A 26,870-nucleotide genomic window follows, 5' to 3' on the forward strand; every position below is an offset into this window, starting at 1 on the left:
GCATGAAGCGGCAGTTGAAAAGCCCGCTTTCAGAAGGGCAAAAAGGGCTGTGGATGCTTCAAAAAATGTCTCCTGGGATGAGTGCATATAACATTCCTTTATGCTTTCGCTTCAGCAAACCAATACATGCAGAGACGTTCAAGAAAGCCCTTCTGTTTGTACAGAGACAATATCCGGTCTTAGCCAGTGTGATTCAAGAAGAAAATGGCATTCCATTTCAATCGGTTCAGTTATCAAAGGATCTTTATTTTGTGGAAGAGGATATATCAGCAATGAAATCAGCAGATATTATGCCTTTTCTAAAAGAAAAAGCAAAAGAACCTTTCCAGTTGGAAGCTGGTCCGTTATGGCGCACACACCTTTTTCATCGGTTAGAAGAATGCATTGTTCTTATAACAATTCACCATATCATATTTGATGGTGTGTCGATGCTGACATTGATATCGGCGCTATTCGAAGCGTATCAACAATTGCTGAATGGGATTGAGCCCTTGCAGCAGCCATTAACAGCTGATTATTACGATTTTGTCGATTGGGAAAAACGGATGCTGACTGGCAGAGAAGGGGAAGAGCATCTCGCTTACTGGAAAGAACAGTTGTCTGGGAGTCTGCCAGTTCTTGATTTGCCTGCTGACCGTCCGCGGTCTTCAGCACGAAAATTCAAGGGGCAAGCTTATAAAAGCTTGCTCCCTCATCACCTGAGAAATCAAATTAAATCATTTGCCCACGCCAATCATGTGAATGAATCGGTTGTGTTTCTCTCCATTTACAAAGTGTTGCTGCATCATTATACAAAACAAAAGGATATCATTGTTGGCGTTCCGACAATGGGTCGGCAAGAAGACAGATTTGAAACCCTAATCGGTTATTTTATCAATATGATGGCTGTTCGGAGCAAGAATATCGGATCTCAGCGATTAACAGCATTTATTCGGGAACTGCAGCTGATAGTGGCTGACGGCCTGGATCATGCGGCGTTTCCGTTCCCTGCATTGGTAAGAGAGCTGAATGTAGACCGCTCGGCCGCGGATTCTCCGGTTTTTCAAACAGCTTTTCTGTACCAAAACTTTTTTCAAGCAACAGGCTTGCAAAAAGTGCTCGAACCGTATCAAACGCTTGGCATCGAATATATTGAAGACATTCGGCAAGAGGGTGAATTTGAGCTGGCGCTCGAAATATATGAGCAAGAAAATGAAACAGTGCTTCATCTTCTGTACAACCCTGATTTGTATGAACTGTCCTCCATTGAAAGCATGATGGAGAACTATATGAAGCTCGCGCAACACATGATGGATGACCCGTCTTTGCCGCTTGAAGCCTACTCTTTGCAATTAAATCAAGAACAAACTAATTTGGTGGAACAATGGAATGCGACAGGGACAAACATCGCAAATGACAAGTGTATACATGAGGTGTTTGAGGAAAAAGCGAAACAAACCCCCGATGCGGTTGCTGTGATGTTTGAAGACAGATCACTTACATATAAAGAAGTAGATGAAAAAAGCACATCTGTGGCAGTCTACCTTCAACATCAGGGTGTTGGACCTGAACAGCCCGTTGGCATTTGTGCAGAGCGTTCGTTTGATATGATCATCGGAATTTTAGGAATACTGAAAGCTGGCGGAGCGTATGTGCCGTTAGATCCAAGTTTTCCGCAAGAACGATTAGAGTACATGCTCAAAGACAGTCAGGCATCCATTGTCCTCACCCAACCTAACGTTCATGATAGGATCATCGGATTAACTGGCAGCCATGTAAAAGCGATCAATATCGAGTTAGCTTGCCGAAACGGTTATACAGACCAGCAAAGCAGCGGTTTAAAGCGGGAAGTAAAACCGGAACACCTCGCTTATATTATTTATACATCGGGAAGCACCGGAGAGCCTAAAGGGGTTATGGTAGAGCATCGGAGCATTATGAATACCCTGAATTTTCTTGAATCTCACTATCCTGTAACGGCTGAGGATGCATATTTATTGAAGACGAACTATGTGTTTGATGTATCGATCTCAGAATTATTCGGATGGTTTATTGGAGACGGCCGTCTTGTGATTCTTCCGCCTAATGGGGAGAAATCACCGCAGCTTTGCATGGATTATATTGAAACATATAAAGTGACTCACATTAATTTTGTGCCGGCCATGCTGCATGTTTTTTTAGAAATGGCGAAAGACAACAAGCGATTCACAGAGGATGGTCCGCTGAAGTATATGATGGTTGCAGGTGAAGCCTTCCCTAAAGAATTAGTGAAAAAGGCGGTATCGCTCTTTACAAACTGCCGTGTTGAAAATATATACGGACCGACGGAAGCCTCCATTTACGCTGCGTATTTCGGATGCGGAAAAGGAGATATCGCAAGTCACCATACACCGATTGGAAAGCCTGTTTCCAACACGAAAATTTATATTGTGGACCAGCATTTGAAGCCTGTCCCGATCGGAAAGCCTGGTGAGCTTTGCATCGCTGGAGCCGGCTTAGCAAGAGGCTACTTTAAAAAGCCGGGGCTTACGGCTGAAAAATTTATTGATAATCCCTTTGAACCAGGGACGAAGCTATATAAATCGGGTGATTCAGCAAGGTGGCTTCCTGACGGCAACATAGAATACTTGGGACGGATTGACAGCCAAGTCAAAATACGCGGTTTTCGCGTCGAGCTGGGCGCAATAGAAACAAAGCTGAGTGAATTTCCGGGCATTTTAGATCAGGCGGTAGTGGTGAAGCAGCTGGAGGGCCATCAACAGCTCGCTGCTTATTATACAGAGGAAAGCGGACATGCCTCTGCCAATCCAAAAGATTTGCGCCTTCATCTAAAATCGAGTCTACCGGAATATATGATACCTTCACACTTTATCCGCTTAGATGAGCTTCCATTATCGCCCAGCGGAAAAGTGAACCGTAAAGAATTAGAAAAACGCGAGATCGTGTTCAACAGAAGGAAACCAAATCACTTGCAATTAACGGAAATAGAGGATCAGGTGCTGCGCATTTGGGAGGAAACGCTCAAGGTCAGCGGATTTGGGCCGGAAGACGGATTTTTCGATGCGGGCGGCGATTCGCTTCTGGCTGTAGCTGTGGCTGAACGAATCAAAAAAGAATTCGATTGTGAGTTTCATGTTACTGAGCTGTTTGAGTATTCCACGATCCGTGCAATCAGTGAATACATTTTGGAGATGGAAAACTCAGATCTAGCCGGGACACAAAATGAAGATCATTATGATATCAAAAAAGATAGAAAACACCTAGAACAGAAGATTCCTCCTTATTTTGACGACAGTGTTGCGATTGTGGGGATATCTTGCCAGTTCCCGGGTGCGAAAAATCATCATGACTTCTGGAACCACATCAAAGAAGGCAAAGAAAGCATACGATTCTTTTCTGAAGAAGAGCTTCGCGCAAATGGAGTTCCCGAAGAATTGATACAGCATCCTGACTATGTGCCGGTGCAATCTGTGATCGAAGGAAAAGACTTATTCGATCCCGGTTTCTTTCAAATCTCGCCAAAAGATGCTGAGTATATGGACCCTCAGCTCCGCCTCTTATTGCTGCACTCCTGGAAAGCGATTGAAGATGCAGGATATGTGGCTAAGGAGATTCCGGCAACAAGTGTATATATGTCTGCAAGCAGCAATTCATATAGAACGTTATTGCCGAAGGAGGTAACAGAAGGACATGAATCACCGGATGGCTATGTCTCATGGGTTTTAGCCCAAAGCGGAACCATTCCCACAATGATCTCACATAAGCTCGGATTAAAAGGGCCAAGCTATTTTGTTCATTCTAACTGTTCTTCATCACTAGTCGGTTTATATCAGGCATACAAAAGCCTGACATCGGGCGAATCACAATATGCGCTTGTCGGAGGCGCAACATTGCACGCACAATCAGCGATCGGCTACGTGCACCAAAACGGGTTGAATTTTTCAAGCGACGGGCATGTGAAGGCGTTCGATGCTTCGGCGGACGGAATGGCCGGAGGTGAAGGCGTAGCAGTCATCCTGCTGAAAAAAGCTGTGGATGCCGTAAAAGACGGAGACCATATTTATGCCATTATGCGCGGAATAGGCATCAATAATGATGGGGCAGAGAAGGCAGGCTTCTATGCGCCTAGTGTAAAAGGCCAAACAGAAGTGATACAGCATGTATTGGATACAACCAAGATCCATCCTGAAACGGTCAGTTATATTGAAGCACACGGTACGGGAACGAAATTAGGCGATCCTATTGAAATGTCTGCGCTAAATAAAGTGTACAAGCAATACACCGACAAAACACAATTTTGCGGAATTGGTTCAGTGAAAACGAATATCGGCCATTTGGATACAGCTGCGGGGTTAGTCGGATGCATTAAAGTTGCGATGAGTTTATACCATAATGAACTTGCACCGACCATCAATTGTACGGAGCCGAATCCGGATATAAAGTTTGAAAGCTCTCCTTTTTATGTTGTCCGTGAACGAAAATCGTTAGAGAAACACGCAGGTGTCCATCGGGCGGCTCTGAGCTCATTCGGCCTTGGCGGAACTAACGCCCATGCAATATTTGAGCAATATGAAAACATTTCTGATGCAGGTACCGAAAACGAAGGCAATCAGCCTTACATCATTCCTATATCAGCTAAAAATAGTGAACGGCTCCAAGTATACGCGAAGGAAATGCTGTCCTATATCAGTCAAGACGAGCAAAGGCATTTCTCTTTAAGAGATATTGCATATACCTTCCAAGTCGGCCGTGAAGCAATGGATAACAGGATCGTTTTTATAGTGAACGATCTGGAAGAGTGGAAACATCAGCTGGAAGCTTTTGTGACTGGAAAGCCGCTCGCAGAAGGCTGTATTCAAGGAGAAAAAACGAGAATGACATCCGCTGAACAGCTGTTTGGAAATGCTGAAGCAGATGATATGGCTTCATCGCGGATATCAAAAGAAGAATTGAGAAAGCTTGCCGAGATGTGGGCAAATGGCTTTCACGTTGAATGGCGCAGGCTCTATCCAAATATAAAGCCACGCCGCATCAGCTTGCCGACATACCCTTTTGCCGAAGAACGATACTGGCCTGAAAGCAGCACCGGCGCTATCACAACAATTGAACCATCTCGTTTGCATCCTTTGGTGCACCATAATACATCGGTTCTGTCAGAGCAGCGTTTCAGCTCCATTTTCACAGGACAAGAGTATTTTATTGCCGAGCATATCATTAAAGGCATGGCGATTTTGCCGGCGGCGGTCACGCTTGAAATGGCAAGAGCCGCTATAGAACAAGGAATTGGCGGATTGGAGGATCATGAAACTGGAATCAGGCTGAAAAATGTCGTGTGGGTTCGCCCGGTTGTAGCAGGAAGTGAGCCGGTTCAAGTAAATATCGGACTTTACGATGAAGATGGCGGACACATTGCTTATCGGATGTATGGTGATCCGGAATCCGCTGATGCAGAACCAGTTGTATATAACCAAGGTATAGCGGAATTGATTCAGTTAAAGCGAGAAAAAGCACTGGATCTTTCTAAGATCAAGAAACAATGTGATCAAAGCAGAATGGATGCTGCCTCGTTTTATAAAGGGATGATCGGCGCCGATTACGGTCCAGGTTACAAGAGTGTAGAGGCCGTATATAAAGGCGACGGCCAGCTGCTTGCCAAATTATCACTGCCGGAATCTGTTTCACATACGTTGGGCGATTATGTTCTTCATCCAAGTGTAATGGACGGGGCGTTACAGGCGGCTGAATATTTGCAAAATGTCGTCAGAGCGGAACTTTCAGACACTGAAGACTTTAAGGCAGCACTGCCATTTGCCCTGGAGGAACTTGAGGTCTTTCGTCAGTGCGTTTCTGACATGTGGGTTTATGTTCAATTCAACTCGAAAAACAAACCGGGAGATTTGATACAGAAAGTCGATATTGATCTATGCGATGAGCATGGCACGATCTGCGTGCGGATGAAAGGATTTTCGACGAGAGTGATGGAGGCAGATATACAAACCGAACCATCAAAAATGAACGCTGAAACTTTATTGCTTCAGCCCGTTTGGCAAGAACAAAAGGCAGCTGAAGGCGCGGCAGCAAAAAAATATGCAGAGCATCTCGTGTTCCTCTGTGAATATGATCATGAGACGAAAGAACAGATTGAAGCAGCCATCGAGGATGTCCATGTATACAGCCTGGAAGCAAGGCCTTCTTCAGTAGATGGGCGTTTCCATTCTTATACAGAACAAGTGTTTAAAAAGGTACAAGAGATCATTCGTACGAAACCGAAAGACGGCATTCTCGTTCAGATCGTAACCTCTGCAGAGGGAGAACAGCAATTGTTTTCAGGGTTGACAGGACTGCTGAAAACAGCTTGTCAGGAAAATGCCAAACTAACCGGCCAAATGATTGAAGTCAGCGGTGAAGAAAGTGGAGAAAGCATCGCTGGCAAACTGTTAGAAAATCATATGAGCGGCGATTCATATGTCAAATATCAAAACGGGACACGGTATATTGCTGATTGGCGTGAAATCAAACAGGCAAAAGGAGACGCCAGCAAACCGTGGAAAGACAATGGCGTTTATCTCATTACAGGAGGTGCCGGCGGACTAGGTCATATTTTTGCAAAGGAAATTGCGGAACAAACGAAAAATGCGACAGTCATTCTGGCAGGCCGCTCACCTCTTAGCGAAAGCAAAAGCAAAAAGCTGGAAGAGCTTCATAGCAAGGGGGCTGACATCACCTACAGGCAAACAGATGTTACCAATAAAATTGAAGTCTATCAGCTCATTGACGACATTCAAAAAAGATATGGCCGTCTGAACGGTATTCTTCATAGTGCCGGAATCATCAAGGACAGCTACATGGTTAATAAACAGGCAAAAGATCTGCACGATGTACTGGCGCCTAAAGTAAAAGGGCTTGTTTATCTAGACGAAGCGAGCAAGGATTTGCCTTTAGACTTCTTTATTCTCTTTTCATCTCTTTCAGGAAGTTTAGGGAGCATTGGCCAGTCTGACTATGCGGCAGCCAATGTATTTATGGATATGTATGCAGGCTATCGAAATAGGCTTGCCGACCTCAGCCAGCGGCATGGGAAGACGCTTTCTGTAAACTGGCCTTTATGGAGAGATGGAGGCATGCAGGTCGATCAAGAAACTGAGAAAAGGCTTGTGCAACTGGCCGGTATTGTTCCTATGAGAGCGGAAAAAGGAATTCAGGCATTATATCAAGCACTTCATTCAGAGGCAAACCAAGTAATGGTGTTCGAAGGCGATGTGCAGAAAATAAAACAAAACATGCTGGCAAAAAACGCCTCCGCACCTATGGAAAAGAAGGAAGCAGAACACATGACTGAACAAATAAATAGCATTGATACAGACAGTTTGCTGGATAAAGTAAAGGCGATGTTAAAGCGAGAGATCGCCAAGCTGTTAAAGGTCAAGCTTGAAACGATTGATGATCATGCCGAGATGACGGTGTATGGTTTTGATTCTATCTCCATGACTGAATTCACCAACCATATCAATCGCGCCTATCAGTTAGAGCTGACGCCAACCGTATTTTTTGACCACCCGACGATTCATGCGTTTGGCAAGCATTTGTCAGAAGAATATCAATCGGTATTTGCGAAGACATTTGCTGTGCGCGCAGCATCGGCTCAGCTTCAGCCTGCTGCGAAACAGGAACAAGCCGTGCGTGCCAAAGCTAAAAGACGCAGAAAGCAGCAAGTCATGCTGCCAAACGCCATACAGAGTGATGCTGGGCCTGAGCCAATTGCCATTGTGGGCATAAGCGGGATTTTCCCTATGGCGAAAGACGTTGAGGCGTACTGGAACATCTTAAAAGAGGGCAAAGACTGCATGACGGAAATCCCGAAAGATCGCTGGGATTGGCGTGAATATGAAGGTGATCCGGCGAAGGAAGTCAATAAAACGAACGTGAAATGGGGCGGTTTTATTGATGGTATTGCAGATTTTGATCCATTATTCTTTGGCATTTCCCCGCGTGAAGCTGAACAAATGGAACCTCAGCAGCGCTTACTGTTGACTTACGCCTGGAAAGCGATCGAAGATGCAGGATATTCGGCGAAAAGGTTGTCAGGCACAAAAACCGGCGTCTTCATCGGAACGGGAAATACAGGATACAGCTCTCTTCTATCTAAAGCGAATTCGGCAATAGAAGGATCAGCGGCAGCCAATACGAGTCCATCGGTCGGTCCGAACCGGGTCAGTTATTTCCTTAATCTGCACGGGCCGAGCGAACCGATTGATACAGCGTGCTCAAGTTCACTAGTGGCGATCCACCATGCCATCTCTTCCATTGAGGAAGGCACTTGTGACATGGCATTAGCCGGCGGTGTAAATACGATTATCCTTCCTGAGGTGTATATCAGCTTTGATAAGGCGGGAGCACTGAGCAAAGAAGGAAAATGCAAGACGTTTTCAAATGAAGCCGATGGTTTTGCACATGGGGAAGGTGCCGGCATACTGTTCCTGAAAAAATTAAAAGCGGCTGAAGAAGCGGGAGACCACATTTACGGAGTCATAAAAGGCAGTGCAATCAATCACGGCGGCCGTGCAGCCTCTTTAACGACTCCCAATCCGAAGGCGCAGGCAGATGTTATTCAGTCGGCATATCAAAAAGCGGGAATCGATCCGAAAACCGTGACCTACATTGAAGCCCACGGAACCGGGACGGAGCTTGGGGACCCGGTTGAAATTAACGGTTTGAAATCAGCTTTTAAAGCATTGGGTGTAAATGAAGGAGACACATCAGCCAATCCTTACTGCGGATTAGGGTCTGTAAAGACAAACATCGGCCACTTATCGCTGGCAGCCGGTGCAGCAGGAGTTATTAAAATATTATTGCAGTTTAAGCATAAAACCTTAGTGAAAAGTCTGCATTGCGAAAACGTGAATCCATACATTCAGCTGAAAAACAGTCCGTTCTATATCGTACGGGAAACGGAAGAATGGAAAGCGCTGAAAAATGAACGGGGAGAAGAGCTTCCTCGACGGGCAGGTGTCAGTTCATTTGGAATCGGCGGGGTAAACGCCCACGTGATTATCGAGGAATATATTCCGGAAGCATCCGATGAGAATATACCATCCATCACGCCGGAACATCCGGGTATCTTCGTTCTATCGGCTAAAAATGAAGCGCGGCTAAAAGAACATGCACAGCAGCTGGCAGATGCGCTTGATAAGCAAACATATAGTGACGTAAATCTCGCCCGAATCGCTTATACACTGCAAGCCGGACGGGATGCGATGGAAGAACGTCTCGGGATTATTTCCGGTTCCATTAAGGATGTACAGCAAAAGTTAAAAGACTTTGCAGCAGGCAAAAGCGGTGTGGAGGATGTATTTAAAGGCAGGATTGATAAAGGCACACTCCAAATGCTGACAGAGGACGAAGAGATTCAAGAAGCCGTCGAGAAATGGATGGAACGGGGAAAGTATGCAAAATTGCTTGAATTATGGGTAAAGGGGCTTGATGTAGACTGGACGAAATTGTATGGCGAGAATCTGCCAAAGCGCATCAGCTTGCCGACGTATCCTTTCGCAAAAGACCGTTATTGGATCTCTGATCATATTGAAAAAAGCGGCAGCATTGATGCAAATCAAGCAGCCTCCCGCCTTGGCGGAGCCGTGCTGCATCCATTAATGCATCAAAACACATCGAATCTCTCGGAACAAAGGTTTAGCTCTATTTATACGGGAGAAGAGTTTTTCCTTGCTGATCATGTTGTGAAAGGCCAACGGATTTTGCCGGGAGTGGCTCATCTTGAATTGGCGCGGGCAGCTGTTGAGCAGGCCGCAGAGGTACAAGGTGTACCGCGCATCATGAAGCTAAAGAATGCGGTGTGGGTGCGGCCTATTGTTGTAGAGGATCAGCCGCAGCAAGTACACATTAGGCTTTTACCGGGAGAAAATGGTGAGATATCTTATGAAATCTATGGTCATTCAGACGTTACTGGCGAACAGTCAATCGTCTACAGTCAAGGCAGCGCGGTATTGAATCCTGCTGAAAATCTGCCGGCGGTTGATTTGCAATCTCTGCGGGAGCAGTGTCAGGAAAGTCATTTCAGCGTAAACGAAGTATACGACACCTATCGAATGATTGGATTTGAATATGGTCCTGCTTATCGCGGAGTGAAAAAAATCTATACAGCTGAACAATTTGTTTTGGCAAAATTGTCATTGCATCCGTCAGCTGCAGATACGCTCAGCCAATACAACATGCACCCTGGGCTGATGGATTCTGCTTTGCAAGCGTCAAGCATTTTGACAGGCGCCGGGGATAACCAGCTGACACTGCCTTTTGCGGTCCAGGAGCTTGAAGTCTTCGGAGCATGTTCGTCAGAAATGTGGGTCTACGCAAGATACAGCCAAGGCAGCAAGGCAACTGATAAGGTGCAAAAGCGCGATATTGATGTTTTAGATGAGAGCGGCAATGTTTGCATACGGATGAAAGGATTATCTTTCAGAGCAGCGGAAGGCGGCTCTGGATCGGCGGAATCTGATCAAACGCTGGAAACCCTGATGTTTGAAGAAAAATGGGTGCCTAAGGATTTTAAAAAAGAAAGTCCTGAGCCTCATTACGAACGGCACATTGTCATGCTTTGCGACATGAATGGCCTCTCAAAAGATCGCATTGAATCAAGAATGACAGGAGCGGAATGCATCGTTTTGGAGTCATTCCGCGAAGGACTTGCAGAGAGGTTCCAAGATTATGCCGAACAAGCGCTTGAGACGGTCCAGGGTCTTCTCAAAAGCAGACCTCAGGGCAATGTTCTGATCCAGCTGCTTACCTCTGCACAAAGAAAGCAGTACTCATTCTCAGGGCTATCGGCGCTCCTTAAAACCGCCGGTATGGAGAATAAAAAACTAATCGGCCAGACGATTGAAATCGATTCACATGAAAATATTGAAAGTGTAATAGAAAAACTGAAAGAGAATAAAAGGCACACAGAAGATCAGCACATCAAATATGAAAAAGGCAAACGGTACATCAATGATCTGGATGAAATGCAAATAGATGATCGGGAAATAAGCATGCCGTGGAGAGATAAAGGTGTTTACCTCATCACGGGCGGCGCAGGAGGACTTGGGTTTATTTTTGCAAAAGAGATTGCTCGCCAAGCCGAACAGCCTGTGCTCATTCTGACAGGCAGATCCGCGTTGAATGCGGATCAGCAGGCGGAGCTTAACGAACTTCAGCAATTAGGGGCTCGCGCAGAATACAGGCAGGTTGACGTGACACAAACGGAAGCAGCCTCCGAGCTTATCACAAGCATTACGTCTGATTACGAAGACTTGAATGGTGTCATTCACAGCGCTGGGCTGATTAAAGATAACTATCTTATGAGCAAAACCAATCAAGAGCTGACACAAGTTTTAGCTCCTAAGGTGAAAGGGCTTGTGAATGTGGATGAGGCAACCGAGCATCTTGCGTTAGATTTCTTTATCCTCTTTTCTTCAATATCAAGTGTTGCCGGCAGCGCGGGACAGGCGGATTACGCAATGGCTAACGCATTTATGGACAGGTATGCTGCTTATCGAAATGCGCTTGTAACCGCTATGTACAGGCACGGGCAAACGTTGTCGATCAATTGGCCGCTCTGGAAAGAAGGCGGCATGCGCGCGAATAAAGAAATTGAAAACATGACGTTGAAAAACACAGGTGTGACTCCAATGCGGACCGAGACCGGCATTCAAGCGCTGTATAAAGGTTTGGCATTTGGCAAAGACCAAGTCATCGTCATGGAAGGAATCAAAGACATGATGAGAGAAAAGCTGACTCAAAAGACGTCTTCTGATGATGTACCAATAAAAACAGTACAAGTACCGGTGACATCTGAAGCGAGAATGGATCAAGGGAATATGTTTGACCACATTCAAGAAGTTTTAAAGCAAACAATCTCTCAATTGCTCAAAATCAAACCTGAAGAGATTGACCCGGACATGGAGTTTAATCAATATGGATTTGATTCGATTACGTTAACTGAATTCGCAAATACACTGAATGAGAAGTACAAGCTGGATCTTACGCCTACGATCTTCTTTGAGCACGCAACTGTTTATGCATTTGCAGGGTATCTGTCAGAAGAATATCCAAATGCTTTTACAGCTCAAACGCCTGCCAAAGCTGGGGTGCTGATGCAGCCTGTCGAACAGAATATAAAAAATATGACGTTTTCGACTGAAAACCGCTTTGTAAAACCTTCGGTAACACCAATGCAAAAGGAAGCTGATCACAAGCCTGAGCCTATTGCGATTGTGGGGATGAGCGGCGTTTTCCCAAAGGCAAAAGACGTTGAGGAATATTGGAAGAACCTGTCATCGGGCACAGATTGTATTACAGAGGTTCCAAAAGACCGCTGGGATTGGCAGGAGTATTACGGAGACCCTTTGAAAGAAGCGAATAAAACAAACGTCAAATGGGGCGGTTTTATTGATGAAGTAGCTGACTTTGATCCATTGTTCTTCGGCATATCTCCGCTGGAGGCTGAGCAGATGGAGCCTCAGCAGCGCCTGTTAATGACCTATGCGTGGAAGGCGGTAGAAGAAGCGGGACACTCAGCGAGAAGCCTGGCAGGAACCAAAACGGGCATCTTCATCGGGACAGGAAACACAGGGTACAATTCACTTCTGTCAAATGTAGACATCGAAGGCTCAGCGGCTGCGAATATGAGTCCTTCTGCAGGACCGAATAGAGTCAGTTATTTCCTGAACATTCATGGGCCGAGTGAACCGATCGACACTGCGTGCTCAAGCTCTTTGGTCGCCATTCATCATGCGGTTTGCGCCATTGAAAATGGAAACTGTGAAATGGCGATTGCGGGAGGGGTCAACACGGTCGTAACTCCGCAAGGCCATATCGCCTATGATAAGGCCGGGGCGCTGAGCAAAGAAGGAAGATGCAAAACATTTTCTGACAAAGCCGATGGATTCGCAGTCAGTGAAGGTGCCGGCATTCTCTTTCTGAAAAAGCTGACAGCGGCTGAACGAGACGGTGATCATATTTACGGTGTCATTAAAGGAAGTGCGGTAAACCATGGTGGCCGCGCAAATTCTCTAACGACTCCTAATCCGAAAGCTCAGGCGGATGTCGTAAAAACAGCATATGAAAAAGCGGGAATTGATCCAAGAACCGTAACTTATATTGAAGCGCATGGGACTGGAACCGAGCTGGGCGATCCAGTAGAAATCAACGGCTTAAAAGCGGCATTTAAAGAGCTGTATGAAAAAACGGGGGACCCGGCTGTTCATGGCAGCCATTGCGGACTTGGATCATCGAAAACAAACATCGGTCACTTATCGCTGGCGGCCGGTGTGGCGGGTGTCATTAAAGTGTTATTGCAGCTCAAGCATAAAACGCTTGTCAAAAGTCTGTACAGTGAAACTGTTAATCCGTATATCAGACTGGATGACAGCCCGTTTTATATTGTGCAGGAATCGAGAGAGTGGCAGGCGCTTCGGGATGAAGCCGGCCGAGAGCTGCCGCGCCGCGCAGGCATCAGTTCGTTCGGGATAGGCGGCGTCAATGCCCACGTGGTCATTGAGGAATACATTCCGAAAGAAACAACCCATCCTGCAACAGCACCAGCTGTGACAGCACAGCACCCGGGCATCTTTATTTTGTCGGCAAAGGATGAAGATCGTCTGAAAGACCAAGCCCGGCAATTAGCAGACTTTATCAGCAAGCGATCTATCACTGCTCGTGACCTCACTGATATTGCTTATACACTCCAAGAGGGGCGTGATGCAATGGAGGAGAGATTAGGGATCATCGCTGTCTCGACTGGGGACTTGCTGGAAAAACTGAACCTCTTTATAGAAGGGGGCACCAATGCGAAGTACATGTACAGAGGCAGAGCAGAAAAAGGTATCGCACAAACATTGAGATCAGATGACGAAGTACAGAAAACGCTCAACAATAGCTGGGAGCCTCACATATATGAAAGACTGCTTGATTTATGGGTAAAAGGCATGGAAATAGGCTGGAGTAAACTGTATGACGGCAAACAGCCGAAACGCATCAGCCTCCCTACCTATCCATTTGCGAAAGAACGCTACTGGATAACGGATACGAAAGAGGAGGCAGCCGCCCATCAAACAGCTTTAAAAACAGTCGAATCAGCAGCTTTGCATCCATTGATACATGTCAACACATCTGATTTGTCAGAGCAGCGTTTCAGCTCGGCCTTTACAGGTGCTGAGTTCTTTTTCGCCGATCATAAGGTGAAGGGAAAACCGGTTATGCCGGGCGTGGCATATCTTGAGATGGTTCATGCTGCCGTTACAAGAGCAGTGAGAAGAACCGAAGATCAACAATCTGTTATTCACATCAAAAATGTTGTGTGGGTGCAGCCGATTGTGGCGGACGGCCAGCCTGTTCAAGTGGATATCAGTCTAAATCCCCAGCAGGACGGTGAGATTGCTTTTAACATCTATACAGAGGCTGCACACAATGATCGAAAGATACATTGTCAAGGCAGTGCTTCAATCCGCGGGGCAGGAGACATTCCAGTCCAGGATATCAGCGTGCTTCAAGACCAATGCAGTTTAAGCACACTCTCACACGACCAATGTTATGAATTGTTTCAGGCGATCGGCATTGACTATGGACCTGGTTTTCAAGGGATAGATCGGCTTTACATCGGCCGCAATCAAGCCTTGGCAGAGCTTTCTCTGCCTGCTGGTGTAACTCAGACACTGAATGAATTCGTTCTTCATCCAAGTATGGCCGATTCTGCTTTACAAGCGTCGATCGGGCTAAAGCTGAATTCCGGTGACGAGCAGCTTTCTCTGCCTTTTGCGCTGCAAGAGCTAGAAATATTCAGCCCGTGTACAAATAAAATGTGGGTGTCTGTGACATCTCGTCCTAATGAGGACAAAATACAGAGACTGGATATTGATTTGTGTGATGAACAAGGCCGAGTGTGTGTAAGAATCAAGGGGATTACCTCAAGGCTGCTGGAAGAAGGCATACAACCGCCAGACGGGCCGACATCACTAGGAAACTCCAAAGCAACTCTTAACGGACCGCTTCTTATGGCGCCTATATGGGATCGAGTGCAGCTGAAGAAGAGGATCATTTCGCCTGCTGATGAGCGTGTTGTCATCCTCGGAGGGGATGACAACAGCAGAAAAGCTGTTCAAAGGGAGTTCCCGTTTGCCAAGGAGCTGTACATTGAGCCGAACGCATCAATTCATAGAATTGTAGGCCAGCTTGAAGCACTCGGATCGTTTGACCACATCGTGTGGATGTCTCCTTCTCGTGTGACAGAGTGCGAAGTCGGCGATGAAATGATTGAAGCCCAAGATCAAGGCGTCATTCAAATGTATAGGCTCATTAAGGCAATGCTTTCTTTAGGCTATGGACAGAAGGAGATAAGCTGGACGGTCGTGACAGTGAACACACAATATGTTGATCAGCATGATATTGTCGACCCGGTCGATGCCGGGGTGCACGGCCTGATCGGTTCAATGTCAAAAGAATATCCAAATTGGCAGACAAAGCTGATCGATGTTAAAAAATACGAAGACCTGCCGTTATCTCAACTCCTTTTCTTGCCTGCCGATCAAGAAGGGAATACGTGGGCCTATCGAAACAAGATTTGGCATAAGCTTCGTCTAATTCCAGTACACAACAATCAACCGGTGCACACGAAGTATAAGCACGGAGGTGTTTATGTTGTCATAGGCGGAGCTGGCGGTATTGGTGAGGCGTGGAGTGAATATATGATCAGAACATATCAGGCGCAGATCGTTTGGATTGGCAGAAGGAAAAAGGATGCAGCCATTCAAAGCAAGCTGGACAGACTTGCACGTCTAGGGCCAGCCCCGTATTACATTCAAGCTGATGCGGCTAACCGAGAGGAATTAGAACGAGCGTATGAAACAATGAAACAAACGCATCGAGAAATCAACGGCATCATCCATTCTGCGATTGTCTTACAAGACCGAAGCCTGATGAATATGAGTGAGGAATGTTTCAGAAACGTTCTTGCTGCAAAGGTTGATGTAAGCGTGCGAATGGCCCAAGTTTTCCGGCATGAACCACTGGATTTTGTTTTGTTTTTCTCTTCCGTACAATCGTTTGCAAGAGCTTCCGGACAAAGCAATTACGCTGCGGGCTGCAGTTTTAAGGATGCTTTTGCACAGCGGCTGTCTCACGTATGGCCTTGTACAGTGGCCGTGATGAATTGGAGTTATTGGGGAAGCATTGGTGTTGTTTCATCACCGGATTACCAGAAGAGAATGGCTCAGGCAGGCATAGGCTCAATTGAAGCCCCTGAAGCAATGGAAGCTTTGGAATTGCTGCTCGGGGGACCGCTGAAGCAGCTAGTAATGATGAAAATGGCAAACGAAACGAATGATGAAGCGGAACAGACAGAAGAAACGATTGAAGTGTACCCGGAAACTCACGGCTCCGCCATTCAAAAGCTGCGAAGCTATCACCCGGGTGACAGCACAAAAATTCAACAACTGTTATAGGAGGGGAAGCGCCAATGCTGAACACAGAAGACATTCTCTGTAAAATGCTTTTCGCACAATTACAGTCCATAGGGTTTTTCACAGAAAGTAAATCCCAGCCGGTATTGGAGAATTTCTATGGCAGATGGTTTGAAGAAAGCCAATCGATTTTAGAACGGCATCAATTTCTCAAGCTAACGGAGAACGGATATGTTCCAACACGCTCAATAGGCACCATGAGCGAGCTGTGGAAAGAATGGAATGAACAAAAATCTGACCTGCTTCAAGATCATAATATGAAAGCCATGGTGACATTGGTGGAGACAGCACTTAAAGCCTTGCCGGAGATTCTGACCGGCAAGGCGTCAGCCACCGATATCCTGTTTCCGAATTCATCTATGGATTTAGTAGAAGGGATCTATAAAAACAATCAAGTCGCAGACTATTTTAATGATGTTCTTGCAGATACGTTAACAGCCTATCTGCAAGAACGTCTGAAGCAAGAGCCTGAGGCGAAGATTCGAATATTAGAAATCGGAGCCGGGACCGGTGGGACAAGCGCGGCTGTTTTTCAAAAATTGAAAGCATGGCAGACACATATAAAAGAATATTGTTATACAGATCTGTCTAAAGCTTTTTTAATGCATGCAGAAAATAAGTATGGTCCTGACAATCCATATTTGACATATAAACGATTTAATGTCGAGGAGCCGGCGTCTGAACAGCATATTGATGCGGGAGGCTACGACGCGGTCATCGCGGCAAATGTGCTTCATGCCACAAAAAATATCCGGCAGACATTGCGAAATGCAAAAGCAGTTTTGAAAAAAAACGGGCTGCTCCTTTTAAATGAAATAAGTGATCATAATATATATTCGCATTTGACGTTCGGCCTTTTAGAGGGCTGGTGGCTGTATGAGGATCCTGATCTCCGCATACCGGGCTGTCCGGGCCTGTATCCGGATACTTGGAAAACGGTGCTTGAGAGTGAAGGATTTCGCTATGTTTCCTTTATGGCTGAACAATCGCATCAGCTCGGCCAGCAGATCATTGCCGCTGAAAGTAACGGAGTCGTCCGTCAAAAGAAGAGAACGGAGGCAGAAGAAGATCCAAGCCATATACAAATGAATGCTGAAATCGATCATTCACAGGGAAGCGATTCTCTCATCGAACAAACGGCACAATTTGTGAAGCATACGCTGGCAAAATCAATCAAACTATCACCAGAACGTATTCACGAAGATACGACATTTGAGAAGTATGGAATTGATTCGATTTTGCAGGTGAATTTCATTCGTGAATTAGAAAAAGTGACGGGAGAGCTTCCAAAAACCATTTTATTTGAACATAACAACACAAAAGAACTCGTCGAATATTTAGTAAAGGGGCATGAAAATAAGCTCCGGACAGCATTGTTAAAGGAAAAAACGAAGCCTGCAAAAAATGAAGCTCCACTTCAAACAGAGCGTACAGATCCTAATAAGCCATTTACTTTTCATACACGCCGCTTTGTTACAGAGCAGGAAGTCACGGAAACTCAGCTAGCAAATACCGAACCACCAAAAAAAGAAAAGACAAGTAATTTGCAAGGAATACATTTTAATGATTCTAGTACAGAAGATATCGCAATAATCGGGGTAAGCGGGCGCTATCCGATGTCTAACAGTTTAGAAGAGCTTTGGGGGCATTTAATCGCCGGAGACAATTGTATTACAGAGGCACCGGAATCCAGATGGCGCACATCTTTATTGAAAACATTATCAAAAGATCCAAAAAAGCCGGCAAATAAGAAACGCTATGGCGGATTTTTACAAGATATAGAGGCATTTGACCATCAGCTTTTTGAGGTGGAGCAAAACCGGGTGATGGAAATGACACCGGAACTCCGTTTATGTTTAGAAACCGTCTGGGAAACGTTTGAGGACGGCGGCTATACGCGAACCCGGCTGGATAAATTGCGGGATGATGACGGAGTAGGTGTTTTTATAGGGAATATGTATAACCAGTATTTTTGGAATATCCCATCTTTAGAGCAGGCAGTCCTCAGCTCAAATGGGGGAGACTGGCACATTGCAAATCGCGTTTCCCACTTTTTTAACCTGACCGGACCGAGTATCGCTGTCAGCTCAGCATGCTCTAGTTCATTAAACGCCATACATCTTGCGTGTGAAAGCCTGAAATTGAAAAACTGCTCAATGGCGATTGCTGGAGGCGTCAATTTAACACTCGATCTCTCTAAATATGATTCTTTGGAGCGTGCCAATCTGCTGGGAAGCGGCAATCAAAGCAAAAGTTTTGGCACAGGAAACGGGCTTATTCCCGGGGAAGGCATCGGAGCTGTCCTGTTAAAACCGCTTTCGAAGGCGATGGAAGATCAGGATCATATTTACGCTGTGATCAAAAGCAGTTTTGCCAACCATAGCGGCGGAAGACAGATGTATACAGCTCCGGATCCGAAGCAGCAAGCAAAGTTAATTGTCAAGTCGATTCAGCGGTCGGGCATTGATCCAGAGACTATCGGCTATATTGAATCGGCGGCAAATGGTTCGGCGCTGGGCGATCCTATTGAAGTAATTGCCTTAACAAACGCGTTTCAACAATATACAAACAAGAAACAGTTTTGTGCGATAGGTTCTGTCAAATCCAATCTGGGGCATTTAGAGGCGGCTTCCGGTATTTCTCAGCTGACAAAAGTGCTGCTGCAGATGAAGAAAGGGACGCTGGTGCCGACAATTAACGCGATGCCTGTCAATCCAAATATTAAGCTGGAGCACACGGCTTTCTATCTTCAGGAACAAACAGAGCCATGGCATCGCTTGAATGATCCTGAAACTGGAAAACAATTGCCTCGCAGAAGCATGATCAATTCCTTCGGAGCGGGGGGAGCCTATGCCAATCTTATTATAGAAGAATATATGGAGACGGCCCCTGAGAAAGAACATATCGCTCCCCGCCAGCAGGAATTTACTGCCGTTTTTTCAGCCAAAACAAAATGGAGCCTGCTTAGCTATCTAGAAAATATGCAATTGTTTTTAGAGAAGGAAGCTTCTCTGGATATTGAACCCGTTGTACAGGCTTTACACAGGAGAAACCATAATTTAGAGCATAGGGCTGCATTTACAGTGACATCGACTCAAGAGCTGATCGAAAAACTAAAGATATTCCGAACATCAAGAGAAAGCTCACTCCAGCAAGGCATCTATACATCATTCGATTTACAGCCATGTCCGGAATCAGCATCTAGGGATAGAGAAATAAACGCAGCAGAGAAATGGGCCCAAGGGGCATCGATTGCTTTTAAAGAAGCTGATATAGGGAACCGATCAGGCTGGGTTCATCTGCCTCACTATGCATTTGACCATAATACATCATTTCATTTCGATGTATCGTCTATCAATGAGAAATCGTCAGATGTTGAAGACAATATCAATCAGCCGGTCATTCAAGATCAATTCACTTATGATGAGCCTTACGTTCAAGGACACGTCTTCAACAATGAACGGGTGCTTGTCGGTGCCACATATGGCAGTCTGGCCATTGAAGCATTTTTTAACCTGTTCCCTGAGGAAAACAGCGGCAGTATCAGCAAATTAAGTTATATCAGTCCAATTGTCATCAAACAAGGCGAGACCATTGAACTTCAGGCAAAGCCGCTGCAAAAAGATCAAGTCATAGAACTGCAAATCATGTATCGCGAGCCGTCCTCTGGTTTGTGGAAGCCTGCCGCAATCGGACAATGCGGAATCGGTTCTTTTGAGCCAAAAAAAGTTAATATCGAGAACGTTAAGCATTCATTAACTAAGCTTCATCACATCGAGCAGATGTATAAAACCGGAAACGGTCTTGAATGGGGAGAGTTGTTTAAGACAATTACTCATCTCTACAGAGATCACAAGTCTATACTGGCAAAAATTCGCCTGCCCCAAAGCGGGCTGGCAAACGGGCACCATTACACTGTAAGCCCATTGATGACAAACAGCGCGTACTTGGCTATCCTCAGTTTCTTAGAGCAGTTTGACATGACAGGCGGCTTCCTGCCGTTTGGAATCAATGATATCCAGTTTACAAAGCAAACGATAAAAGGGGATTGCTGGCTTTTGATTACATTGGTTAAGAATACAGGTGACATGCTGCTGTTTGATGTAGATGTGATCAATGAGTCGTCAGAAACAGTGCTGCACTACTCGGGCTACTCGCTTAAACAGCTTCGTATTTCAAATCAAAGAGGAAATCAAAATAAGGCCATCAAAGCCAGTAATCTGAAAGATCGTATCAGAAGCTATGTAACAGATAAACTGGCAGTAAACATGGCCGATCCGTCAAAATTGTCAATTGCAAAAGCGCATATCATGGATTTTGGAATCGATTCTTCTCAATTGGTTGCACTGACAAGGGAGATGGAAGCAGAGACAAAGATCGAATTAAATCCGACTCTGTTTTTTGAATATCCGACTATTCAAGAGCTGATCGACTTTTTTGCGGACAAACATGAAGCATCATTTGCTCAGCTGTTTGGTGAAGCTAATCAGCAGGAAGAACGGCCAGCTCAAATCGAAAACCAAATGAAACAGATTCAGGCATACGAGATGAACACGGATAAAACAATTGAACACGCGGCAGACGGCATAGCCATTATCGGCATGTCGGGACAGTTTCCGAAAGCAAACAGCGTAACGGAATTTTGGGATAACCTTATCCAAGGAAAGAACTGTGTCTCTGAAGTGCCGAAAGAACGCTGGGACTGGCGCAAATATGCCGCAGCCGATAAGGAAGGGCAATCAAGCCTTCAATGGGGCGGTTTTATAGAAGGAATAGGTGAGTTTGATCCCCTGTTTTTTGGCATATCGCCTAAAGAAGCGGCGAATATGGACCCACAGGAGTTTCTGCTCTTGATACATGCATGGAAGGCGATGGAAGATGCAGGCTTAACAGGGCAGGTTGTATCCAGCCGCCCGACAGGAGTATTTGTCGCAGCCGGCAATACGGATACAGCTGTGGTTCCTTCCCTAATTCCAAACCGTATATCCTATGCACTTGATGTAAAAGGGCCAAGTGAATATTATGAAGCTGCCTGTTCCTCAGCTCTAGTGGCTTTGCACAGAGCTATACAATCCATTCGAAATGGCGAATGTGAGCAAGCCATTGTCGGGGCTGTGAATTTGTTGCTTTCACCAAAAGGCTTTATTGGCTTTGACTCAATGGGCTATTTGAGTGAGAAAGGACAGGCCAAATCCTTTCAAGCAGATGCAAATGGCTTTGTCAGAAGTGAAGGAGCAGGAGTTCTCATCATTAAACCATTGCAAAAAGCCACTGAAGATTCTGACCATATTTATTCGGTTATTAAAGGTTCAGGTGTATCGCATGGCGGCAGGGGAATGTCACTTCACGCGCCAAATCCGGCCGGCATGAAGGATGCAATGCTGAAGGCTTATCAAGGAGCGCAAATTGATCCCAAAACGGTGACCTATATAGAAGCACATGGGATCGCCTCTCCATTGGCAGACGCGATAGAAATAGAGGCGTTAAAGTCAGGCTGCAGTCAGCTCGAATGGGAACTTCCACAGGAAGTACGGGAGGAAGCGCCATGTTATATCAGCAGCTTAAAGCCGAGCATCGGTCACGGTGAACTCGTCTCAGGCATGGCTGCTCTTATGAAGGTCAGCATGGCGATGAAGCATCAAACAATACCAGGCATATCCGGATTTTCGTCTTTGAATGACCAGGTGTCAATAAAGGGCACCCGTTTCCGAGTGACTGCCGAGATTCAGCAATGGAGGGATTTAAGTGACGATGCAGGCAAAAAAATTCCGCGCAGAGCGAGTATCAACAGCTATAGCTTTGGAGGCGTAAATGCGCACGTCATTTTAGAAGAATATATTCCTTTACCAAAACCACCGGTTAGTATGAGTGAGAATGGTGCCCACATTGTGGTTCTTTCTGCAAAGAATCAAGACAGGCTAAAAGCAATTGTTCAACAGCAGCTTGACTATGTGAATAAACAACAAGAACTGTCATTACAAGATTATGCTTATACACTCCAAACCGGCCGAGAGGAAATGGAAGACCGCCTGGCGCTCGTCGTCCGCAGTAAAGAAGAACTGGTAATCGGCTTGCAAGAACACTTAGCTGAAGAAAAAGGCGATAACCCGAAAAGTTCTATACCTGTCTTTAGCGGAAATGCAGAAAATGGCTCGTCAGATCTCGAAGCCTTGCTGGATGGTCCATTAAGAGAAATGGTGATCGAGACTTTGTTGTCTGAAAACAACCTTGAAAAGATCGCGTTTTGCTGGACAAAAGGGGTGCAAATCCCATGGGAGAAGCTTTATCAAGGAAAAGATGCCCGCAGAATACCGTTGCCAACCTATCCATTTGAAAAGAGAAGCTGCTGGAACGGCTTTCAAGCAGTAGAGAATACGCCTTCTGTTTCACAGGATGAGCGTATCAAGAACAGCAGCGATCATCACATATTAGCAAATGTACTAGGGATGGCTCCGGATGAATTGCAGCCTCATAAGCCATTGAAGCAGTATGGATTTGATTCAATTTCTTGCATACAGTTATTACAGCAATTGCAATCAAAGGTGGACCCTCTCATTGCCTTGACGGAGCTTCAAGCATGCCATACTGTTCAGGACATGATGGACTTGATCGCAAAGAAACAGGAGGATACATCCTTACAAAATGATCAAGCTCGCACGTTTCCGGAATTGATACCGTTAAATGACGGCAAGCGGGGGCGCCCTGTCTTTTGGTTCCATGGCGGAGTAGGAGGAGTTGAAATTTATCAGCAATTTGCACAAAAGAGCCAGCGCCCTTTTTACGGCATTCAAGCCAGAGGATTCATGACTGATTCTGCTCCTTTGCACGGAATTGAACAAATGGCTTCCTATTATATAGAGATCATTCGATCCATACAGCCTGAAGGTCCTTATGATGTAGGCGGATATTCCTTAGGCGGGATGATTGCATATGAAGTCACTCGCCAGCTGCAAAGCCAAGGCCTTGCTGTCAAAAGCATGATGATGATTGACTCCCCATATCGTTCTGAGACAAAAGAGAATGAGGCATCTATGAAAACGCCAATGCTGCAAACAATTAATACGATGCTGGCATCGATTGCGAAACGGGAAAAGCTTACGGATGTTCTCATCAGCCGTGAAGAGGTGGACATAAGCTTAGAGGATGAGGAATTCCTGTCTGAGTTGATTGACTTGGCAAAAGAACGAGGGCTAAACAAACCAGATAAGCAAATCCGTGCGCAGGCTCAGCAAATGATGAAAACACAGCGCGCCTATGATTTGGAGTCGTACACTGTTAAGCCTCTCCCTGATCCTGAGACGGTAAAATGTTATTATTTCCGCAACAAAAGCAGGTCTTTCTTTGGTGATTTAGACACTTATTTCACTTTATCAAATGAAAAAGAACCGTTTGATCAAGCTGCCTATTGGGAGGAATGGGAGCGGCAAATTCCCCATTTCCACCTGGTGGATGTCGATTCAAGCAACCACTTCATGATATTAACCGAACCGAAAGCGTCAACAGCCATGTTAGAATTTTGCGAAAAGCTCTATTCAAACAGGGGAGTAGTGAATGCGAATTTCCTTAAGGCTTTCCGGAAGAAACATGAAGCGAGGGAAGAAAAAGAAACAGATGAATTGGTGAAGCGCTGAGAAAACACAAACGCCCCCTCTTTTAAAAGGGGGCGTTTTGAATGTTATTTTGAAAGTGAAACAGGGAGACTTTCTAATCCTCTTAAAAAGACATTTTTTCTCCATTGAATGTCATCAGGTGCAACCGCAAGTTCAATATCAGGAAATCTCTTCAGAAGTGCATTAAATGCAATGTGGCCTTCCAGCCTGGCAAGAGGCGCTCCTAAGCAGAAATGAATGCCAAAACCGAAAGAAATATGTCTGTTAGGCGACCGATTTATATTTAATATTTCGGGGTTCTCAAAAAAATTCGGGTCGCGATTGGCAGATCCAATGCCTATAAAAATCATGTCTCCTCTTTTGATCGAATGCCCCTTATATGTAAAGTCTTCGATGGCCCACCGATTTGCCATCATAACGACAGGTGAGGTGTATCGCAGCAATTCTTCAACCGCTGTAGCGATCATTTCAGGATGCTGCTTGAGCTTCTCACATTCCTTCTTGTGCTGCAGCAATGCGAGTGTGCCTGAGCCGAGTAAGTTAACAGTCGTCTCAAGGCCGGCTACAACGAGCAAGAACAGCATCGAATAGAGCTCTTTTTCGCTTAACTTGCTGCCGTTTTCCTCAGCATGCACAAGTTTGCTGATTAAATCGTCTTTTGGCTTTATTCTTCTGTCATGGATCAGCTTGGCGATATAATCTTTAAATTCACGAAGGGCCTGATTTGTCAGCTCTCTATTACCTTCAGAGGTATCAACCATCGCATTGGTCCAGATTTGAAACTGTGACCGATCTTCTTTTGGGATTCCCATCAATTCAGATATAACAATAAAAGGCAAAGGGGAAGCGAAGGATTTCATGATATCCGCTTTATTTTCTTTTTCCATTTCATCTAAAAGCTGTTCAGCAATTTGTTCAATGCTGCCGCGCAGATTTTCAATGGTTCGGGGAGTAAATGCTTGATGAACAAGTGATTTCAGGCGGGTATGGTCAGGTGTGTCTTTTGCCAGCATATGATCGGATACAAAATCGATATCTTCACTAACGTTGAGCATTTTGATTTGTTCTTGGTTCATCACATTTTTTACGTCTCTTGTAATTCGATTGTCTTTTAAAAAGGCCATACAATCATCGTATCGGGTAATTAACCAGGCCGGATATGTGGCTCCGAACCGTTTTAATTCAAATCGGTGAATGGGCTCTTCCTCTCTAAATCGTCCTAAAACTGAAAAAGGATTGTGATGAAACTCTTTACCATGCGGATGAAACATCAATTTTTCCATTTGCATTCTCCTCGCCTAATAGGGTAAATAGATGAATCAAATTGCTGAATTAGTTTACAAAAAACAGAATTGTTTGAAATGTAATCCTGTCTCTAAAACTATATATCTATTTTAGGAGTCATTCAATAGGGTGAAGAACGAAAAAGTGAAAAAACGGCTCGATATAAAGCAGCGCCTTTGCACGAAAGCTCAAAGGCGCTACGCTGTATTATTTTGATGAAAGTGGCTGTCAGCTGTGCTGGATATCAATTGTATATACTGCACGATCTGTTACGACCTTCAATCCTTCGTTTTCTTGGTGAATATGAATGTCACCTAATAAAGGAATCTCATAGGCATTTTGCGGAAGCGGTACGTTTCCGTCCTCAGTGAATGTTGTTCCTTCGCCTTCTAAAACAAGCTCTTCTTTCGCAACATAATCATCAGGATGATTCGTACTGCGTATAGCCACTTTTTGAAGGTGGAGAACAATCTGATCCAAGTCTGATATCTCTTCATCATGGGTCAATTCACCTTTTCTAATATCAAGCGTCTGGCCGACTTTTGATTCCAGCCATTGAGAAAGCTGTGTATTCGTGTGTGCCATCAATATTCCTCCTTTTGATCTACACGATACTATTCCCAATTGCTGCATCTTTTACACGGAAAAGAGCCGCCTCACTCTTTATGTATGAAACAATTCGCTGTTGAGAGCCTTGATATAGCGTACGGCAGAACGCTGGACCGCTTCGCCGGCATTTTCTTTGACAACTTTAGAAAAAGCATTGTAAAGCCGGTTGAATTGAAGCGGTTTTACTTTGGCTGCTATTTCTTCAACTTTGGAGGCGGGAAGGGGAATGAGATTTGGATAGCTGTACATAAAGCTGACCCAGTTTCGGTCCGCCGCAACCGTAATGATATCTCCGGTCAATAGACAGCCTTTCCCTTCATTGCCCTTGCTCCAATGCAGAACAGCACCGCCTTTAAAGTGTCCGCCCAGTCGGTAAAGGTCCAGTCCCGGCTTCACGTTGAGCGTTTCCCCTGACCAGAAGTGAATGTGATTGCTTGGCCTTGTCACCCATTCTTTATCATCCTCATGGATATAGATCGGGGCCTGAAACGCTTCAGCCCACTCAACCTGAGTAGAGTAATAATGCGGATGAGACAAGGCGATGGCTTGAATACCGCCTAATCCGTTGATTTGGTCAATTGTCTTTTGGTCAAGATATGTCATACAATCCCACAGCACATTGAAGCCATTATGCTGGATAAGATGGGCTGTTTGTCCGATCGCAAACTCTGGTTCAGTTTTGATGCTGTAAAGATGCTCTTCTTCCTTTTGGAGGATGTTTTGAAGGTTTCCTTTCTCACGCATGTCTTCAAGGGTTGTCCAAGTTTGTCCATCGGGATGAATATACTGTCTTTCATCCTCGCAAATCAGACACGAGTTGGGCGGATCTACAGTCTGTGCATGTTGCACACCGCATGTATTGCAGATATAATATGGCACT

General features: G+C 45.3%; 5 protein-coding genes. 2 read left to right on the forward strand and 3 right to left on the reverse strand.

Going from position 1 to position 26,870, the window contains the following annotated elements; all coding sequences use genetic code 11:
- The first annotated feature begins 2 nt into the window (after nucleotides 1-2).
- On the forward strand, nucleotides 3-16,469 hold the full coding sequence (locus tag NYE53_RS09270; RefSeq protein ID WP_339248513.1) for an amino acid adenylation domain-containing protein: 16,467 nt from the start codon (nucleotides 3-5) through the stop codon (nucleotides 16,467-16,469).
- Nucleotides 16,470-16,483: 14 nt separating this feature from the next.
- Nucleotides 16,484-24,118, forward strand: coding sequence for a beta-ketoacyl synthase N-terminal-like domain-containing protein (locus tag NYE53_RS09275; RefSeq protein ID WP_339248319.1), 7,635 nt, complete (start codon nucleotides 16,484-16,486; stop codon nucleotides 24,116-24,118).
- Nucleotides 24,119-24,162: 44 nt separating this feature from the next.
- Here the strand turns inward: NYE53_RS09275 and NYE53_RS09280 are convergent, their stop codons facing one another.
- From NYE53_RS09280 to NYE53_RS09290, 3 genes are all read right to left on the reverse strand, one after another.
- On the reverse strand, nucleotides 24,163-25,380 hold the full coding sequence (locus tag NYE53_RS09280) for a cytochrome P450 (RefSeq protein ID WP_327827926.1): 1,218 nt from the start codon (nucleotides 25,378-25,380) through the stop codon (nucleotides 24,163-24,165).
- Nucleotides 25,381-25,609: 229 nt separating this feature from the next.
- Nucleotides 25,610-25,966 (reverse strand): hypothetical protein, encoded by a 357-nt coding sequence (locus NYE53_RS09285; RefSeq protein WP_003231786.1) that lies wholly within the window; start codon nucleotides 25,964-25,966, stop codon nucleotides 25,610-25,612.
- Between the two features lie 78 nt (nucleotides 25,967-26,044).
- Nucleotides 26,045-26,869, reverse strand: a complete 825-nt coding sequence (locus tag NYE53_RS09290; RefSeq protein WP_123373623.1) for an MBL fold metallo-hydrolase — start codon at nucleotides 26,867-26,869, stop codon at nucleotides 26,045-26,047.
- Nucleotide 26,870: the final 1 nt, after the last annotated feature.

The organism is Bacillus sp. FSL R5-0523 (assembly GCF_037975295.1).
In the GTDB taxonomy this organism is placed as follows: domain Bacteria; phylum Bacillota; class Bacilli; order Bacillales; family Bacillaceae; genus Bacillus; species Bacillus subtilis.

Coding starts and splice junctions, on each gene's coding strand:
- NYE53_RS09275 (WP_339248319.1), top strand. CDS start 16,484: ATGCTGAACACAGAAGACATTCTCTGTAAAATGCTTTTCGCACAATTA.
- NYE53_RS09270 (WP_339248513.1), top strand. CDS start 3: ATGAAGCGGCAGTTGAAAAGCCCGCTTTCAGAAGGGCAAAAAGGGCTG.
- NYE53_RS09285 (WP_003231786.1), bottom strand. CDS start 25,966: ATGGCACACACGAATACACAGCTTTCTCAATGGCTGGAATCAAAAGTC.
- NYE53_RS09280 (WP_327827926.1), bottom strand. CDS start 25,380: ATGGAAAAATTGATGTTTCATCCGCATGGTAAAGAGTTTCATCACAAT.